Genomic DNA, 16,782 nt, shown 5'->3' on the forward strand with positions numbered 1-16,782 from the left:
GGCGCGGGCCGGCTGCTGCATGCGCATGTGCCACCCGTCCCGTCGGCCGACTTCGGTTACTCTGCGTTGGCTATTCCTCCGGATTCGTGGGCAAGTAGCCACTCCTTGACCGGTACGCCGTAGTAATACCCGCCATATCCCCCGCCACTGGGCAGCACCCGATGACAAGGCACGAACGGCGCGATCAGGTTCTGCGCGCAGGCCGACCCGGCGGCCCGCGCCGCCGTCTTCGGCAGCCCGGCCCGCTCGGCGAGCTCCGCATACGAGACGGTCGTCCCCGCCTTGACCTCGCGCAACGCCGCATACAGCCGCTTGCGCGTAGGCGTGCCTGGCTGGGAGACCAGGATGGCGTCCAGGGCGTCCAGGTCGCCCGACAGGTACGCCCGGGCGGCCTCCGACGCGGCTCCGAGATCGTCCACTACGTCCAGCCCCTCCGCCTGCAGCGCGGGCGTGAGTCGTATGAACATCTCCTTGGGCTCGGCCGTGAAGCCGGCCGCGACCAGCGCCCCCTCGCGGGCCAGCAGCGCCAGCGGCCCCACGGGAGTCGGTACGAGCTGAGCAGCGATCATGATGAGCTCCAAAGGTGTAGCGCGGCGTAGGCCCGCCAGGGCCGCCACCGCTCGATGTGGTCGTCCGGAATGCCCAGGGCGGCCATGCGCTTCTTGAGCACGAGGTCGCCCGCGGGCCAGGCGTCGGGGTCGCGGAGCGCACGCAGCGCGATGTAGCTGGCCGTCCACGGCCCGATGCCGGGAACCTCGAGCAGCTCGGCCACCGCCTCCGCGGGATCCTGCCCGCCGTCCAGGTCGATGCGGCCCTCTGCCAGGCGCGCCGCCAGGTCCTTGAGCGTGTCGATCCTGCGGTTGGTCAGGCCCAGGCCGGTGAGGTCGGTCTCCAGCAGCTGGGCCGGGGTGGGGAAGAGGCTCTCGGGTGCGGCGGCCCTGGCGACGATGCGGCCGAGCAGGGTACGGGCGCCCGCCACCGAGATCTGCTGCCCCACGACCGCCCGCACGGCCAGCTCGAACCCGTCGAACGTCCCCGGCACCCGCAACCCCGGCCGGGCCTCGACGAGCGAGGCCAGCGAGGTCTGGCCGAGGATCTCGGAGATGGCGTCGGGATCGGCGTCCAGGTCGAGGAGGCGGCGGCAGCGGGCCACGACGCGGGCGAGCTGCCGGGTGTCGTCCACCGCGACGTCCAGGATTATGTGGTTCTGTCGCGGAGTGAGCGTGATCGTCCCACCTGGTACGGCTCGCGCGTAGGACGTCTGATCCGCCACCTCGAGCCCCGGAATCGCCCGGGAGGCCAGGAACGCGAAGACCCCCTCCACGTCGTACGGCTCCCGCCGGTGCAGCCGGAGCCGCAGCGCCGCCGGGCCCGCCACGTCCGCGACCTGGAGCCGCCCCGCCGTGGCCCGCAGCTCGCTCGGCGTGAAGCCGTACGTCTCCCGCATCGTCGCGTTGAACTGCCGTACGCTCCCGAACCCCGCCGCGAACGCCACCTCCGTCACCGGCAGCCCCGTCTCCGTCAGCAGCTGCTTGGCCAGCAGCAGCCGCTTCGTCCGCGCCACCGCCAGCGGCCCGACGCCCAGCTCGGCCACGAACAGCCGGTGCAGGTGCCGCTCGGTGATGTGCAGCCGCCTGGCCAGCCCCGCGACGCCCTGATCGTCGGCCGCGCCGTCGTCGATGAGCCGCAGAGCGCGGCCGATGAGGTCGCCGCGCACGTCCCAGCCGGGGTCACCGGGGGAGAGCTCGGGACGGCAGCGCTTGCACGGCCGGAACCCGGCGGCCTCGGCCGACGCCGCGTGCCGGTAGAAGCGCACGTTGCGGGATGCCGGCGTACGGGCCGGGCAGATCGGCCGGCAGTAGATGCGCGTCGTGGTCACCGCCGTGTAGAACCGCCCGTCGAACCGGGCGTCCCTGGCCGAGGCGGCCCGGTAGCAGGAGTCGAAGTCGAGCTCGAGTGGTGACATGCCTCCGACGGTATGCGCTCCCCAGGCGTGCTGACTGGCGGAAATCGGACGCCAAGGTCAAACGCCAGGTCAGCAGGTGATGGCGGGCGACCGGCGGGAATCGGACATCGATTCTCAGGGGTGCCCGCGCTCCTGGACGGGCCCTACTTCGATGAGACGCCCACCCCCAGGTCGAACTCGCGATAAACGCGCGCCCAGAAGCCGTCGCGCAGCCACACCCGGGCCTCCGGGAACGGCCGCAGCGAGTGGCCGAGCTCCTTCTCCGCCTCGATCAGCAGCTCGGTGTCGATCACGGTCGGCAGGATCGGCCCGGGCAGCAGGTCGCGGATGTTGTCGCGGCCGCGGGTGAGTATCCACTTCTGCGCCACGTGCTCGCCCACGTCCTCCACGCGTGGCCGGCTCGGCCCGAGCTTGGCCACCTGCCCCGGCTTGGCGTGCGGCTTGACGGGTGCGCGCCCGGCGAACACCTGGGCGGGCGAGGGAGCGGCGGCGGGTGGAGTGACCGGGACGGGCTGGGGAGCACGGCTGAAAAAGGGCCTCAGGAAATCAGCGGAGATCACTTCGACAGTGTCCGACTCCCACACCAGGCGCTCGGCCTGGTTGGTGCCGTACGGCGGCTCGACGCCCCACAAGTGGATGCGCACGCCGTACGCCTGAGCCGCCTCGACCGCCGGAACCATGTCCTCATCGCCTGCCAGCAGGATCGTGTCGGTGACCGCATGATGCCTGGCCAGTGCCTCCAGATCGCTCCTGATCTGCGCGTCCACGCCTTTCTGCTGGCCACGGGCGTTCAGGTTGCCAAGTCGGACCTTGACCCAAGGGAGCTGAGCGATGACCCTCTGGTCGACGGTGGGCACGCGGTCACGGGCTGCGTCATACCAATAGATCCGCAGAAGTTCGCCGGAAATACGTTCCTCTGCATGTTTCTGTAGACTCTGGATGAGCTCATCGGCGGCCACCCGATATTCCTTGCGCTCCTTCGCGCCGAGCAGCACTTCACCTGCCGCAGCGTACAGATAACCGACATCCACTAGGACGGCGTACTTGGCTGCCACAGGATGCGGCATGAGGTCTGGGATGGCCATGTCGTCCTCCAGGCCGCGGTGTTAGTTGATCGGCTGACTATATACGCCTACTTTCTCTAGATAGTCCCAACTCCCAGGGAACTTGACACCCGATTCCCAGGATCTATCTAGGGTAGGGCGCTCATCCGCCATGCCGACTTCCCTGGGACGACAGGGTTACGCATACCTCTGGCTGGGTTTCGCCACCTTTGTCTGCGCGGTACGGGAGGCGCCTCCGGTTCGGCGTGGGAGCTGCGTCGCGTGGCGATCGCGGTCACCAACGCGGCGATCTCCTCGGGCGTGGCATCGCCCCGGACAACGCGCATATGTGGCGTCATAGCGGGATGTTCCCATGCTTCTTCGGCGGGAGCGTCGCCCGCTTGTTCCTGAGGGCCCGCAGCGCCCTGACGACCTGGGGCCGGGTCTCCGACGGGCGGATCACCGCGTCCACGTAACCGCGCTCGGCCGCGATGTACGGGTTGGCCAGCGTGTCCTCGTACTCGGTGACGAGCCTGGCGCGCTCGGCGTCGGGATCGCCGGCGGCGGCCAGCTCGCGCCGGTAGAGGATGTTGACCGCGCCCTGTGCGCCCATGACCGCGATCTGCGCCGTGGGCCAGGCCAGGTTGACGTCCGCGCCGAGGTGCTTGGACCCCATGACGTCGTACGCGCCGCCGTACGCCTTGCGGGTGATCACCGTGATCAGCGGCACGGTGGCCTCGGCGTAGGCGTACAGGAGCTTGGCGCCGCGCCGGATGATTCCGTTCCATTCCTGATCGGTGCCGGGAAGGAAACCCGGTACATCTACAAAAGTCAGTATTGGAATATTAAACGCATCACATGTTCGAATAAATCTCGCGGCCTTCTCGGATGCGTTGATATCCAGACATCCGGCGAAATGCATGGGCTGGTTCGCGACGACCCCGACCGGCTGGCCGTCCACCCGGCCGTACCCGACCACGATGTTCGGCGCGAACAGCGCGTGGACCTCCAGGAACTCCCCGTCGTCCAGCACGTGCTCGATCACCTGGTGCATGTCGTACGGCTGGTTCGCCGAGTCCGGGATCAGCTCGTCAAGCTCGGGATCCGGCTCCAGGTCGGCGGCGGCCTCGAAGATCGGCGCCTCGTCGAGGTTGTTCGACGGCAGGTACGACAGCAGTGCCTTGACGTAGTCGAGCGCGTCGTCCTCGTCGGCGGCCTGGTAGTGGGCCACGCCCGACTTGGTGTTGTGCGTGTGGGCCCCGCCGAGCTCCTCGAACGTGACCTCCTCGCCCGTCACGGTCTTGATCACGTCCGGGCCCGTGATGAACATCTGCGACGTCTGGTCCACCATCACGATGAAGTCGGTCAGCGCGGGGGAGTAGACATGCCCGCCGGCCGCGGCGCCCATGATGAGCGAGATCTGCGGGATCACACCAGAGGCGTGCACGTTGCGCTTGAAGATCTCCGCGTAGAGGCCGAGCGCGACCACACCCTCCTGGATGCGCGCGCCGCCGCCCTCGTTGATCCCGATGATCGGGCAGCCGGTCTTGAGCGCCAGGTCGAGCACCTTGACGATCTTCTCGCCGTACACCTCGCCCAGTGAGCCGCCGAACACGGTCACGTCCTGCGAGAACACGCACACCTGACGCCCGTCGACGGTGCCGTGGCCGGTGATCACGCCGTCTCCGTACGGCCGCCGCTTCTCCAGCCCGAACATCGTGGACCGGTGCCCGGCCAACCCGTCGAACTCCACGAACGAGCCCTCGTCCAGCAGCGCGAGCACCCGCTCCCTGGCGGTCATCTTGCCCTTGGCGTGCTGCTTCTCCACCGCGGCCGCGGACCCCGCGTGCACGGCCTCGTCGAGCCGCCGCTCCAGGTCGGCGATCTTCCCTGCAGTCGTATGGATGTCCGGCTTCTCCGGCATCGGCTCCGCAGCTGCCGTGCTCATTGGTCGTTCACCACTCCTCATTCGCTCCGCGGAGTCCCTCCTGCGTCGGGCCTCCACTCCGCTCACTGCGTCGGGCTCACTCCGTGCTCATTGGTCGCTCGCCACTCCTCATTCGCTCCGCGGAGTCCCTCCTGCGTCGGGCCTCCACTCCGCTCACTGCGTCGGGCTCACTCCGCCATGCGCGCAAGGCTAGCCCCTCCCCATAGATTGGTTCCATGACGGATGCGGTTCGCACCCATGACCTGTTCAAGAGGTACGGCCGGCAAGTCGCGGTGGCGGGAGTCGATCTCGTGGTTCCCGCCGGCAGTTTCGCGGGCCTGGTGGGCCCCAACGGCGCCGGTAAGACGACCACGCTCAGCATGATCACCGGATTGCTCCGCCCCGACGGCGGCTCGGCCCAGGTGGACGGATTCCATGTCTGGCGCGATCCCGTCGAGATCAAGGCCAGGATCGGGGTGCTGCCCGAGGGGCTGCGGCTGTTCGAGCGGCTGTCGGGCCGCGAGCTGCTGCTCTACGCCGGGCGGCTGCGCGGCATCCCCAAGAGCGAGGTCGAGCAGCGGGCGGGCGAGCTGCTGGCCGTGATGGACCTGGCCGGCGCGGCCGACAAGCTCGTCGTCGACTACTCCACCGGCATGCGCAAGAAGATCGGCCTGGCGGCCGCGCTGCTGCACAATCCGTCGGTGCTGTTCCTGGACGAGCCGTTCGAGGGCGTCGACCCGGTCAGCGCCAACACGCTGACGGTGGTGCTCCAGCGCTTCACCGCGTCCGGCTCGACCGTCATCTTCTCCAGCCACGTCATGGACCTGGTCGAGCGGCTTTGCGACTGGGTGTCGGTGATGAGCGCGGGCCACATCGTGGCGCAGGGGCCGCTGGAGCAGGTGCGCGACGGCCGCAGCCTCAACCAGGCGTTCCTGGAGCTGGTCGGCGGCTCGCCGCAGAGCCGCGACGCGGGCCTGACCTGGCTGGGCGCCAAGCCGGCCGGCGCAGGATCGGAGCAGCCGCCGGTGAGTTCAGCCGGGTCCGAGCAGGCATCCGTGCGCGCCGCCGAGCCCGGGGACCGCCAGTGAGCACGGTGGCGCTGTTCGCGCAGCTCAAGATCCGGCTGCTGGCCGGCAACCTGCGCGGCGACCTCCAGCGCAAGCTGGGCTTCATCTTCACCATGGTCATCGCCACCGGCCTGGCCGCGCTCGGCTTCTTCCTGATGAGCCTGCTCCGGCTGGCGCCCCCCGGCATCGCAGCCTCGCTCGTGATCGTCTTATTCGCGTTCTTCCTGTTCAGCTGGATGATCGTGCCGTTGCTCGCGTTCGGCCTCGACGACACGCTCGATCCCGCCAAGCTGTCGCTGTTCCCGCTGCGGACGCGCCGGTTGGCGGTCGGCATGTTCACCGCGTCCGTGACCGGCGTCTGGCCCGCCGCGATGCTGATCGTCACGTTCGGCGCCCTGGTCGCCCTCCCGGCGAGCGCCGGCGGCGTCCTGCTCGGGGTGCCCGCCGTGCTGCTGCAGTTCGCGCTCTGCGTGGTGACGTCGCGGCTGATCACCACGTCGCTGTCCAGCGCGTTGCGCACCCGTCGCGGCCGTGACGTCCTGGCCGTGGCCGCCCTGCTCGTGGTGGTGCTCGCGCAGCTGCCCAATCTGGTGATCAACCGCGGCTTCGGCGACCCGGTGGCGATGCTGCACCAGATGGCGGCCGTGCTCAGGTGGACCCCGCCCGGCATGGCCGCGCACGCGATCGCGGACGGCGGCCTGATCGGGCTGGCCGAGCTCGCGTTCCTGGCGCTGCTCGTGGCGGCGCTCGCCTGGCTGTGGATCAAGGCGTTGAGCCGCGCGCTGGTGACGCCCGACGTCTCCACCCAGGCCGCCTCCGTTCGCAGGGAGACCGGCCTGGTCGACCGGCTCGTGCCGGACGGGCCGCTGGCCGCGGTGGTCACCAAGGAGCTGAAGTACATCAGGCGCGATCCGAGGTTCCGCGTGGGCTGGTTCAGCGCCATCGTGATCACACTGGTGCTGTCGTTCTCGCTGGGCAACACCGCCGAAGGCGGGCCCGGCCCCGGCGTGCCGATCGCCATCACCACGCTCGGCGCCCTGATGATCGCCATCCAGTCGGGCAACGCGTTCGGCATCGACGGCCGCTCGCTGTGGATGAACGCCGTGACGTTCGGCTCCGAGCGCGGCCTGGCCACCGACCTGGCCGGGCGCCACCTGGCCAGCGCGCTGATCGCGGTGCCGCTGCTCGCCGTGATCGCCGTCGGCACCGGCGTGTTCACCGGCCATCCGGCGTCGATCCTGCCGGCGATGCTGGCCGGGTGGGGCGCGCTCGGGATCGGGCTCGGCGTCGGCTCGGTGGCCAGCGTCGTCCTGCCCTACACCGTGCCCGAGCGGATGAACGCCTTCAGCGGCGCCGCTCCCGGGCAGGGCGGGCAGGCGTTCGCCTCCTCCATCGGGGCGATGCTCAGCATCGCGCTGCTGTCGCTGCCGTTCATGGTGCCGCTGCTGTTCGGGTTCTTGTGGGTGTGCGTGGTGGCGCCGTTCTACGGGCTGCTGGCCGAGGCGCTCGGCCGGCGGCTGGGCGCCAGGATCGGGTTCGCCAGGATGCCGGAGCTGGTCGCGGCGGTCTCGAAGCCCACCTGAATGGTCTAGTCCAATGGGTGAGACCGGTCTACGGGCACTTGGAGGGACTGGATACCCTTCGAAACATGATTGACCAGGGGCTCGAACGTCGCAGCGCGGCCGTGACCGAGATGCCGGATGAGCTGCGCCACGATGTGCGGCTGCTCGGCAAGCTGCTCGGGCAGGTGCTCGCCGAGCAGGGAGGCGAGGATCTGCTGGCCGACGTCGAACGGCTGCGCAAGGCCGTCATCGCGGCGCGCAGGGGCGAGATCTCGGCCGACGCGATCAGCGAGATGGTCGCGGGATGGGAGATCGAGCGGGCCGTTCAGGTCGCCCGCGCGTTCACGTGCTACTTCCACCTGGCCAACCTGGCCGAGGAGCACTACCGCATCCGCACGCTGCGCGAGCGGGACGCCGAGGGCCGGGTGCAGCGGGAGTCGCTGGCGCACGCCGTACACGAGCTGGGCCACGATCGCGTCGCCGAGCTGCTGGAGGGCCTGGAGCTGCACCCGGTGCTGACCGCGCACCCCACCGAGGCGCGCAGGCGCGCGGTCGTCACCGCCATCCAGCGGATCAGCGGCCAGCTCACCGAGTACAACACCCCCGGCCGCGGGGCCTCCGAGCGCGCCGACAGTAAGCGGCGCATGCTGGAGGAGATCGACCTGCTGTGGCGCACGGCCCAGCTCCGCTCGACCAAGCTCGACCCGCTCGACGAGGTGCGCACCGCCATGGCCGCCTTCGACGAGACGCTGTTCCGCATGGTGCCGCAGGTCTACCGCGCGCTGGACGCGGCGCTCGACGAGGGCACCGGCACCCGCCCGCCGCAGGCCAGGCCGTTCATCCGGTACGGCAGCTGGATCGGCGGCGACCGCGACGGCAACCCGAACGTCACGGCCAGGGTCACCCGCGAGACCATCCAGATCCAGGCCGAGCACGTGCTGACGGCGCTCGAGACCGCCTGCACGCGCATCGCCCGCACGCTCACCGCCTCCGCCCAGTTCGCCCCCTGCTCGCTGGATCTGAAGACGGCGCTGGCCGCGGCCGTGGACGCGCACCCCGAGGTCGTCTCCGAGCTGGCCACCCGCTCGCCGCGTGAGCCGCACCGGCAGTGGCTGCTGTTCGTGGCCGCGCGTATCGCCGCCACCCACCGCCGCGACCTCGATCTCGCCTACCGCTCGCCGGCCGAGCTGCTGGCCGACCTGCGGCTGGGGCAGGAGTCGCTGGCCGCGTCCGCGCCGCGGCAGGCGTACGGCGAGCTGCAGCACCTCATCTGGCAGGTGGAGACGTTCGGTTTCCACCTGGCCGAGCTGGAGGTGCGCCAGCACTCCCAGGTCCACGCGGCCGCGCTGGAGGAGCTGCGGGCCGGCGGCGAGCCGTCCGAGCGCACCGAGGAGGTCCTTGCCACGATCCGGGTGATCGGCTGGATCCAGGAGCGGTTCGGCGTCACGGCCTGCTCCCGCTACGTGGTCTCGTTCACCCGCTCGGCCGAGGACGTCGCGGCCGTCTACGACCTGGCCCAGCACGCGCTCGGCAACCGCGCGCCCGTGCTGGACGTGGTGCCGCTGTTCGAGTCCGGTCAGGACCTGGCGAACTCGCCGCACGTGCTGACCGGCATGCTGGAGATCCCGCAGGTGCGCGAGCGCCTGGCGGCCACCGGCAGGCGCATGGAGATCATGCTCGGCTACTCCGACTCGGCCAAGGAGCTCGGCCCGGCCGCCGCCACGCTCCGGCTGTACGAGGCGCAGGAGGCGCTGACCGCCTGGGCCGCCGAGCACGACGTGAAGCTGCGCATGTTCCACGGCCGTGGCGGCGCGCTCGGCCGCGGCGGCGGCCCGGCCAACCGCGCGGTGCTGGCCCAGGCCCCCGGCTCGGTCGCGGGCCGCTTCAAGGTCACCGAGCAGGGTGAGGTCATCTTCGCCCGCTACGGCCACATCGCGATCGCCCGCCGCCACCTGGAGCAAGTCACCAACGCCGTCCTGCTGGCCTCCTCGCCCACGGTGAGCGCCCGCACCGCGACCGCCGCCGAGCGCTTCCGGGGCCTGGCCGAGCAGGTGGCCACGGCATCGGAGGATGCGTACCGCGCGCTGACCGAGGCGCCGGGCTTCCCTGAGTGGTTCGCCCTGGTCAGCCCGCTCGAGGAGATCGGCACGCTGCGCCTTGGCTCCCGTCCGGCCCGCCGCGGCCTGGGCGCGCCGCGCTCGCTCGACGACCTGCGGGCGATCCCGTGGGTGTTCGCGTGGGCGCAGACCCGGGTCAACCTCCCCGGCTGGTACGGCCTGGGCGCCGGCCTGGCCTCGGTGGGCTCCCTGGACGAGCTGCGGGCCGCCTACACCGAGTGGCCGCTGTTCAACGCGATGCTGGACAACGCGGAGATGTCGCTGGCCAAGACCGACCGCTCGATCGCCAAGCGCTACCTGGCTCTGGGCGGCCGCGAGGACTTCACCCGGCAGGTGCTGGAGGAGTACGACCGGACCCGCGACCTGGTGCTGCAGGTGACGGGTCACACGCGGCTGCTGGAGAACCGCAAGGTGCTCTCGCGCGCCGTCCAGCTCCGCGACCCGTACGTGGACGCGCTGTCACACCTGCAGTTGCGGGCCCTGCGCGCGCTGCGCACCGGCAACCCGTCCGAGCAGGAGCGCGACCGGCTGTCCACGCTCCTGCTGTTGTCGGTCAACGGGGTGGCGGCGGGCCTGCAGAACACCGGCTGAGCTAGCGGAGCCCGTCGAAGAACGCGACGATGTCGGAGGTGAGCGCCTCGGGCGCGGTGTGCGCGGTGTAGTGGCCGTGCGCCGGGGCCGGCAGCGTCTTCCACGAGACGATGTTGGCGTGGTCGCGCTCGGCGAAGCGGCGGATGGACTTGAAGTCGCCCTCGCCCATCGCCAGCGCCGTCGGCACGGTCGTGGGCTGCTTGGGCTGCTCCATGCGGGCGTTCTCCCAGTACAACCGCAGCGCCGACCCCGCGGTCCCGGTGAACCAGTAGATCGCGGCGTTGGTCAGCACGAAGTCGTCGTCCAGGTCCTCGTCGAAGAGCTGCGCCAGCCAGCCGACCAGCCCGGCGGGGGAGTCGGCGACGGCGTGGGCGAGAGTCTGCGGCTGCTGTGACTGCAGGACGTTGAAGGCGCCCTTCTCCTTCCAGAACCAGTCCAGCACCGCGAGCCCCGCCTGGTCCTCCTCGCTCAGGTCCGCGAACTCGGCCGGGTCGCCGGAGGGGAACGAGAACAGCTGCGTGACGTGCACCCCGGCCACGTGCTCGGGGTCGATCCTGCCGATCTCGGGCGAGATCATCGAGCCGGCGTCGTTGCCCACCGCTCCGTAGCGTTCGTAGCCCAGCCGGGCCATGAGCTCGGCCCAGGCCCTGGCGATGCGCAGGTTGTTCCAGCCCAGCTCCTTGGTGGGGCCGGAGAAGCCGTAGCCGGGCAGCGACGGGATGACCAGGTGGAAATGACGCTTCAGCGGCTCGATGGCGTCGAGGTATTCGACGATTGAGCCGGGCCAGCCGTGGGTGAGGATCAGCGGCAGGGCGTTCGGGTTGTCGGAGCGTACGTGGATGAAGTGGATGTTCTGCCCGTCGATCTCGGTGGTGAACTGCGGGTACGCGTTCAGCCCGGCCTCCTGGGCCCGCCAGTCGAAGCCGTCGCGCCAGTGGCCGATCAGGCGCTTGACTCTGTCGACGCTGACGCCCTGGCCGGCGCCGGGGATCTCGTCGGTGAAGCGGGTCAGGGCGAGGCGCGCCTGGAGGTCGTCGAGGTCAGCCTGGGGGATCTCGATGCGGAAGGGGATGATGCTCATGGTGCGGCCCTTTCGGAACGGTTCGTTCTGTTCCTCTAGCTTAGCAGAACGGAATGCTTTATTCCACTGCCGAGCTGCGCTACCAGTGAGGCACAAGTGACCCCCAAGTGGTCATGGTCACTATGGGGCCCTTTACATGCAGAGAAAGGGACCCTCATGAAGAGGACAGCGTTGCTGCTGAGCGTCGCGATGCTCGGCGGCTTGCTGGCTGCTTCCCCCGCGTCGGCCGCCCCAGTCGCCGTCAAGGCGGCCGTGGCCAAGGTCAAGGCGAGCCCGGCCAAGCAGTCGGGCGCCTGCCCCACCACGGTGGGTTTCTCCGCCGTGGTGTCGGCCAAGGGCAAGGGAACCGTCCGGTACCGATGGGTACGCGGTGACGGCAGCAAGGGCGTCATCAAGAGCTTCCGCGTCAACGGCGCGCGCAAGGTGGTCGTGAAGGATCGTCAGACCTTCGACCGCACGATTTCGGGCTGGCAGGCCGTCGAGATCCTCGGCAAGAAGGGTTTGTCCGGCAAGGCCCCCTTCCGCGTCACGTGCTCGGGCCCGGCCACGGTGTGGGACTTCTCCCACCCGATGCCCGACGCGCCCGGCAAACCGCTGGTCGCCGCGGCGAGCGTCAAGGCCAGCCCGGCCACCTACACCGGCGCCTGCCCCACGACAGTGACGTTCACCGCCACCATCCAGGTCTCGCGCACCCCGGCCAAGGTCGACTACTGGTGGATCGACGGCGCTGCGGGAGAGGGTCCGCGCCAGTCGCTCTATTTCGCGGCGGGCGGCCCCCGCAGCAGCCAGGTCACGCTGCCGCTGAGCGTGGGCAGCTCCACCAGCGGCTGGAAGGCCGTTGAGATCCTCACCGCGAACGGCCATGACTCCGGCCGCGCCGCCTACCAGGTGACCTGCAAGCCGACTCAGCCGCCGACGAGCCCGTCGCCGACGCCGTCGGGCACCCCCAGCACGAGCCCGACGCCGTCGGGCACGCCGACCACGAGCCCGACGCCGTCGGGCACGCCGACCGGTGAGCCGCCCGCGCAGAAGCCGGAGCCGCTGATCGTCGGCCTCACGCCGGGCGACTACGAGGGATACTGCGACGGGCCCATCGCGTACCAGGCCACCGGCCGCATCACCCTTCCCGCCGGGCCCGGCCAGAGGGTCGTCTACTGGTGGCTGCTCGACAACACCCAGTGGCAGCAGGAGTACCTCTACTTCCCCGCAGCCACGCAGCCCCGGTCGCAGGCCGTCAACGCCACCTGGGCCGAGGAGACCCAGGGCACGCACACGCTCGGCCTCATGACCCTGAACGGCCCGGCCCAGCCAGTCGAGCGCACGTACACCTACAAGTGCCTGACGGGCCCCGAGCCGACCGCGAAGCTGACCATTCCGCACATCCTGACGCCTGTCTACCAGGGCCAGTGCGAGAACGGGATCGGCCTCAGGGTGGACTCGCTGATCCTCACGGACCGTGACACCGAGGTCCGCTACCGCGTCGTCGTGGACGGCAAGCCGGGCCCGATCAGGACCAAGCAGGTCAAGGCCGGCCGGCACCAGACGATCGGCGACCTCTGGTACAGCAACGCCAGGAGCAGCACCACCGGCGTGGCCCGCATCGAGGTGCTGAACCAGAACAAGCCGGCCAAGGAGGCTCCTTACAGTGTGAAGTGCCTGCCGCAAACCCCCTCGCCGGACGGGGTGCGCATCACCGAGTTCTGGCCGGTGGCCTACTACGGCGACTGCGTCGAGGCGCCGTACCCGACCGTCCACGGCTCGTTCCGCGCGCCCCCCGGAACCGAGATCACCTACCGGTGGGTCATCGACGGAAAGCCGGACGGGCCCTTCACCCACAAGGTAGGCCAGAGCGGATACGCGCAGGTGCAGGCCTTCCACTGGACCCGCCACACCAAGACCAGCGGCGTCGTGGCACTCGAGGTGCTGAGCCACAACAAGCCGGCCATCGAGGCCGTCTACCCCGTGCACTGTCAGAACTGACCTCGTAGGGCGGGCGGCCGGTGAACGATCCGCCCGCCTTACGCGATGATCCGTTCCAGGCCCGCGTACACGTTGCAGCGCTCGCCCCGCAGGAACCCGACGAGCGTCATACCGAACTCCCTGGCCAGGTCCACGGCCAGGGATGACGGCGCCGACACCGCGCACACCACCGGGATGCCCGCGGCCAGCGCCTTCTGCATGATCTCGTAGCTGGCCCGGCCGCTGACCATGAGCACGTGCTCGGCCAGCGGCAGCCGCTCCGCCAGCGCCGACCAGCCGACCAGCTTGTCGACCGCGTTGTGCCGTCCCACGTCCTCGCGCAGGCCGACCATCGTGCCGGTCGCCGAGAACAACCCTGCGGCGTGCAGCCCGCCGGTCTTGCCGAACACCCCCTGGGCCTGGCGCAGGGCGTCAGGCAGCCCGTACAGGAGCTCTGGGGTGAGCTCCAGCGGGCCCTGGGGGATCGGCACGCAGCGGTCACGCAGCGCGTCGAGGCTGGCCGAGCCGCAGACGCCGCACGCGCTGGAGGTGAGGAAGTGCCGGTCGAGCGCGGGCAGGTCGGGGATGGGGACGCGCAGGCGTACGGTGACCGTGTTGTAGCGGGCTTCGGGCGGGAGGTCCTCGTCGGTGCAGTACGCGATCGACGCGATCTCGCCGGCCCGCACCAGACCCTCGCCGTGCAGGAACCCGGCGGCCAGCTCGAAGTCGTGGCCCGGCGTGCGCATGGTGATGGCGACGGTCTTGCGGGCGCCGTCCGGCGCGGTGAGCCGGATCTCCAGCGGCTCCTCCGTGGCCAGGTCGTCGCGGCGGTCCGTGGCGACGGATCCGGCGATCTCCCTGATCCGCGTGCGGGTCGTGGGTCCTGGTCGCGTCTTCACAGCGGCCGCACAGCGACGAGCGCGTTGTAGTAGGGGATCCGCGCCTGTGGCGATCGGCGGGTCTCGTCCAGCAGCACATTGCCCTCCGGCCAGTGGATCTGCGCCTGGCCGTGAAGGACCTCGTCCCTCGGCCCTTCACTTCGCTCCCTGCTCATCTCCCCATCTTCCTACGCTGCAAAGATAGGAGGATGCCCGACTCCCGCTACTCCGACCTCGAACGCCCGCCCCTCTCCGAGGCGGCGCTCAACCGCGCCCTGGTCCGCCCAGGGTCCCTGTGGACGGGCGTCACCGTCGTCGAGAGCACCGGCTCCACCAATGCCGACCTGGCCGAGGCCGCCCTCGAAGGAGCCGCCGAGGGCGCGGTGCTGGTGGCGGAGGTGCAGCTCGCGGGCCGTGGCCGGCTCGGCCGCTCCTGGTCGGCGCCGCCCCGCTCGGGGCTGACGTTCTCGATCCTGCTCAGGCCGGAGGTCGCGGTGGCCACGCAGGGCTGGCTCCCGCTCATGTACGGCGTCGCCGCCGCCTCGGCCGTCCGCCGCCTGGCCGAGGTCGACGTGCGCCTGAAATGGCCCAACGACCTGCTGGTCGGCGAGCGCAAGCTGGCCGGCGTGCTGGCCGAGCGAGCGGACGGCGCCGTCGTCATCGGCATGGGGCTGAACGTGTCGCTCAGGCCGGAGGAGCTGCCCGTCGAGACGGCCACGTCGCTGGCCATCGAGGAGGCGGCCTGCGTGGACCGGGATCCGCTGCTCAGGGCCGTGCTCAGGGAGATCGAGACCCACTACAGGGAATGGACGGCGGTCGGCGGCGACGCGGAGGCGTCCGGGCTGCGCTCGGCCTACCTGGCGGCGAGCGCCACGGTCGGCCGCCAGGTCAGGGTGGAGCTGCCCGGCGACCAGGTGGTGACCGGGAAGGCGACCGGGATCGACCACTCCGGGCACCTCCAGGTGGAGGGCGCGGACCAGCGCTACACGCTGAGCGCGGGGGACGTCGTGCATGTGCGCGCTACGGACTGAGGCATGTGTGCGCCACGGACTGGGTCGTCGGCGTAGCAGCCGGGCGGCGATGGTGGCACGATTTGGGCCATGACCCTTCCCGACCATCATCTGACGCAGGGTGAGCGGCGCGTCCGATCCTTCCACCCACACTGGAAGCGGCTCATCGCGCCCTTCATCGCGCTGGTCCTCATAGCCGCGGCCTCCGGCGTCGCGCTCTACTTCATCCCGGCAAGCTGGGGCGACAATGCCCTCTACGCCAGGATCGCCGTCGTCGTCGTCGCCCTCGTCCTGCTGACGATCTGGTCGTTCGTGCCCTACCTGAAGTGGAAGAACACCGGCTACGTGCTCACCACCCACCGCTTCACGATCAGCACAGGCGTGCTCAACAAGTCGACCGACGAGATCCCGATCGCCAAGGTCAACACGGTCAGCTCCGACCAGACGTTCCCCGAGCGCCTGCTCGGCTGCGGCACGCTGACCGTCGAGTCCGCCGGCGAGCGAGGGGAGATCGTGCTGAGGGACATCCCGAAGATCCAGGATGTCCGGACCGACCTGTTCAGGCTCGTCGAGGATCACTCGGACGGCGAGATCGACGGCCGTTGAGCTCGGATCCGCGGGGCCGGCCGACCGCCGAGGAGATCGAGCGGCTGCTCCTCGGGCTGCCGCCGCGCTACACGCGAGCGCAGGTCGCGGCCAGGAGCGACGTGTCGCAGGAGCTGGCCGGGCGCATCTGGCGGGCGCTGGGGTTCGCCCAGCGCGCCGATGACGCCGTGGCGTTCACCGACGCCGACGTCAGTGCCCTGAGCCGGGTACGCAGCATGCTCGACAGCGGCCTGCTCGACGAGGAGACGGTCATCCGCATGGCCCGCGCGCTCGGCCAGACCACGGCCAGGCTGGCGCAGTGGCAGACCGAGATCATGATGGGCGCGATGCTGCCGAAGGATCCCGCGGGGGGCGACCTCGCCGAGGCGCTCGACACCGCGCAGGGCCTGCTGCCTGACTTCGAGCACGTGCTGATCCACGTCTGGCGGGCCCAGCTGGCCGCGGCCGGCACCCGGCTGCTGGCCCTCGCCGACGGCCACGACGAGCTGGTGCCGACCCGCGTGTCGATGGCGGTGGGCTTCGCGGACCTGGTGGCGTTCACCCGGCGGGCCAGGGAGCTGGACGAGCGCGAGCTGGCCGGGCTGGTGGAGGGGTTCGAGTCGCGGGCCGCCGACGTGGTGGCCACGCACGGCGCCAGGCTGGTCAAGACACTGGGCGACGAGGTGCTGTTCACCGCGCCGACCGCGGCCCAGGCGGCGGCGATCGCGCTCGACCTGATCGACACGGACGAACTGCGCGTCGGCATGGCCTACGGCCCGGTCGTGCCCATGATGGGCGACGTCTTCGGCACCACCGTCAACCTGGCCGCCCGGCTCACCGCGATCGCCCGGCCGGGCACCGTCCTGGTGGACTCGGAGCTGGCCGAAGGGCTGGACGGCCACGAACTCCACAAGATCAGACGCCGCCCGGCCAGAGGGCTCGGCGTGGTGCAGCCCTATGTCTTGCGGCGATCACCCTCCTGACCCAAGATGGCTG

The 16,782-nt window shown here is 70.5% G+C and carries 15 protein-coding genes; 7 read left to right on the top strand and 8 right to left on the bottom strand.

Annotated elements, in window-relative coordinates; translation table 11 throughout:
- Window positions 1-56: 56 nt before the first annotated feature.
- The 5 genes from EJK15_RS25125 to EJK15_RS25145 all read right to left on the bottom strand — a co-directional run bounded on the left by EJK15_RS25125 (window position 57) and on the right by EJK15_RS25145 (window position 4,957).
- Entirely contained in the window at window positions 57-569 is a 513-nt protein-coding gene (locus tag EJK15_RS25125) for a methylated-DNA--[protein]-cysteine S-methyltransferase (RefSeq protein WP_138712913.1), read from the bottom strand.
- Window positions 566-1,966 (bottom strand): DNA-3-methyladenine glycosylase 2 family protein, encoded by a 1,401-nt coding sequence (locus EJK15_RS25130; protein WP_138712914.1) that lies wholly within the window; start codon window positions 1,964-1,966, stop codon window positions 566-568. The genes EJK15_RS25125 and EJK15_RS25130 overlap by 4 nt, the downstream gene beginning before the upstream one ends.
- A gap of 143 nt (window positions 1,967-2,109) precedes the next feature.
- Window positions 2,110-3,051, bottom strand: a complete 942-nt coding sequence (locus EJK15_RS25135; RefSeq protein ID WP_138712915.1) for an NYN domain-containing protein — start codon at window positions 3,049-3,051, stop codon at window positions 2,110-2,112.
- 107 nt (window positions 3,052-3,158) lie between these two features.
- Window positions 3,159-3,368: an acyl-CoA carboxylase subunit epsilon gene (locus EJK15_RS25140; protein WP_138712916.1), complete on the bottom strand. Its 210-nt coding sequence runs from the start codon at window positions 3,366-3,368 to the stop codon at window positions 3,159-3,161.
- The gene (locus EJK15_RS25145) at window positions 3,365-4,957 is read right to left on the bottom strand and encodes an acyl-CoA carboxylase subunit beta (protein WP_138712917.1); all 1,593 of its coding nucleotides are present in this window, start codon (window positions 4,955-4,957) and stop codon (window positions 3,365-3,367) included. The genes EJK15_RS25140 and EJK15_RS25145 overlap by 4 nt, the downstream gene beginning before the upstream one ends.
- Window positions 4,958-5,172: 215 nt before the next feature.
- Here EJK15_RS25145 and EJK15_RS25150 point away from each other — a divergent pair, with 215 nt between their 5' ends.
- The 3 genes from EJK15_RS25150 to EJK15_RS25160 all read left to right on the top strand — a co-directional run bounded on the left by EJK15_RS25150 (window position 5,173) and on the right by EJK15_RS25160 (window position 10,273).
- A complete protein-coding gene (locus EJK15_RS25150; protein ID WP_138712918.1) occupies window positions 5,173-6,024 on the top strand; it encodes an ABC transporter ATP-binding protein in 852 nt (283 codons plus the stop codon).
- Window positions 6,021-7,586: a hypothetical protein gene (locus tag EJK15_RS25155; RefSeq protein ID WP_138712919.1), complete on the top strand. Its 1,566-nt coding sequence runs from the start codon at window positions 6,021-6,023 to the stop codon at window positions 7,584-7,586. The genes EJK15_RS25150 and EJK15_RS25155 overlap by 4 nt, the downstream gene beginning before the upstream one ends.
- Before the next feature lie 65 nt (window positions 7,587-7,651).
- A complete protein-coding gene (locus EJK15_RS25160; RefSeq protein ID WP_138712920.1) occupies window positions 7,652-10,273 on the top strand; it encodes a phosphoenolpyruvate carboxylase in 2,622 nt (873 codons plus the stop codon).
- A 1-nt stretch (window position 10,274) separates the two neighbouring features.
- Here EJK15_RS25160 and EJK15_RS25165 read toward each other — a convergent pair whose 3' ends face one another.
- Complete coding sequence (locus tag EJK15_RS25165) at window positions 10,275-11,354, bottom strand: epoxide hydrolase family protein (RefSeq protein ID WP_138712921.1); 1,080 nt, start codon at window positions 11,352-11,354, stop codon at window positions 10,275-10,277.
- A 156-nt stretch (window positions 11,355-11,510) separates the two neighbouring features.
- Here EJK15_RS25165 and EJK15_RS25170 point away from each other — a divergent pair, with 156 nt between their 5' ends.
- On the top strand, window positions 11,511-13,334 hold the full coding sequence (locus tag EJK15_RS25170) for a hypothetical protein (protein ID WP_138712922.1): 1,824 nt from the start codon (window positions 11,511-11,513) through the stop codon (window positions 13,332-13,334).
- A 38-nt stretch (window positions 13,335-13,372) separates the two neighbouring features.
- Here EJK15_RS25170 and fdhD read toward each other — a convergent pair whose 3' ends face one another.
- Window positions 13,373-14,212: a formate dehydrogenase accessory sulfurtransferase FdhD gene (fdhD, locus tag EJK15_RS25175; RefSeq protein ID WP_138712923.1), complete on the bottom strand. Its 840-nt coding sequence runs from the start codon at window positions 14,210-14,212 to the stop codon at window positions 13,373-13,375.
- Entirely contained in the window at window positions 14,209-14,367 is a 159-nt protein-coding gene (locus tag EJK15_RS70840) for a hypothetical protein (protein WP_171074517.1), read from the bottom strand. The genes fdhD and EJK15_RS70840 overlap by 4 nt, the downstream gene beginning before the upstream one ends.
- Before the next feature lie 33 nt (window positions 14,368-14,400).
- On the opposite strand from EJK15_RS70840, the gene EJK15_RS25180 reads away from it, so the two are divergent.
- From EJK15_RS25180 to EJK15_RS25190, 3 genes are all read left to right on the top strand, one after another.
- Entirely contained in the window at window positions 14,401-15,222 is an 822-nt protein-coding gene (locus EJK15_RS25180) for a biotin--[acetyl-CoA-carboxylase] ligase (RefSeq protein ID WP_138712924.1), read from the top strand.
- Between the two features lie 69 nt (window positions 15,223-15,291).
- Window positions 15,292-15,807: a PH domain-containing protein gene (locus EJK15_RS25185; RefSeq protein ID WP_138712925.1), complete on the top strand. Its 516-nt coding sequence runs from the start codon at window positions 15,292-15,294 to the stop codon at window positions 15,805-15,807.
- Window positions 15,804-16,769: an adenylate/guanylate cyclase domain-containing protein gene (locus tag EJK15_RS25190; RefSeq protein WP_138712926.1), complete on the top strand. Its 966-nt coding sequence runs from the start codon at window positions 15,804-15,806 to the stop codon at window positions 16,767-16,769. The genes EJK15_RS25185 and EJK15_RS25190 overlap by 4 nt, the downstream gene beginning before the upstream one ends.
- The last annotated feature ends 13 nt before the right edge of the window (window positions 16,770-16,782 follow it).

It is taken from the genome of Nonomuraea basaltis (assembly GCF_005893125.1).
GTDB lineage: Bacteria > Actinomycetota > Actinomycetes > Streptosporangiales > Streptosporangiaceae > Nonomuraea > Nonomuraea basaltis.

Coding starts and splice junctions, on each gene's coding strand:
- EJK15_RS25130 (WP_138712914.1), bottom strand. CDS start 1,966: ATGTCACCACTCGAGCTCGACTTCGACTCCTGCTACCGGGCCGCCTCG.
- EJK15_RS70840 (WP_171074517.1), bottom strand. CDS start 14,367: ATGAGCAGGGAGCGAAGTGAAGGGCCGAGGGACGAGGTCCTTCACGGC.
- EJK15_RS25135 (WP_138712915.1), bottom strand. CDS start 3,051: ATGGCCATCCCAGACCTCATGCCGCATCCTGTGGCAGCCAAGTACGCC.
- EJK15_RS25150 (WP_138712918.1), top strand. CDS start 5,173: ATGACGGATGCGGTTCGCACCCATGACCTGTTCAAGAGGTACGGCCGG.
- EJK15_RS25180 (WP_138712924.1), top strand. CDS start 14,401: ATGCCCGACTCCCGCTACTCCGACCTCGAACGCCCGCCCCTCTCCGAG.
- EJK15_RS25170 (WP_138712922.1), top strand. CDS start 11,511: ATGAAGAGGACAGCGTTGCTGCTGAGCGTCGCGATGCTCGGCGGCTTG.
- EJK15_RS25145 (WP_138712917.1), bottom strand. CDS start 4,957: ATGAGCACGGCAGCTGCGGAGCCGATGCCGGAGAAGCCGGACATCCAT.
- EJK15_RS25165 (WP_138712921.1), bottom strand. CDS start 11,354: ATGAGCATCATCCCCTTCCGCATCGAGATCCCCCAGGCTGACCTCGAC.
- EJK15_RS25160 (WP_138712920.1), top strand. CDS start 7,652: ATGATTGACCAGGGGCTCGAACGTCGCAGCGCGGCCGTGACCGAGATG.
- EJK15_RS25140 (WP_138712916.1), bottom strand. CDS start 3,368: ATGACGCCACATATGCGCGTTGTCCGGGGCGATGCCACGCCCGAGGAG.
- EJK15_RS25125 (WP_138712913.1), bottom strand. CDS start 569: ATGATCGCTGCTCAGCTCGTACCGACTCCCGTGGGGCCGCTGGCGCTG.
- EJK15_RS25185 (WP_138712925.1), top strand. CDS start 15,292: ATGACCCTTCCCGACCATCATCTGACGCAGGGTGAGCGGCGCGTCCGA.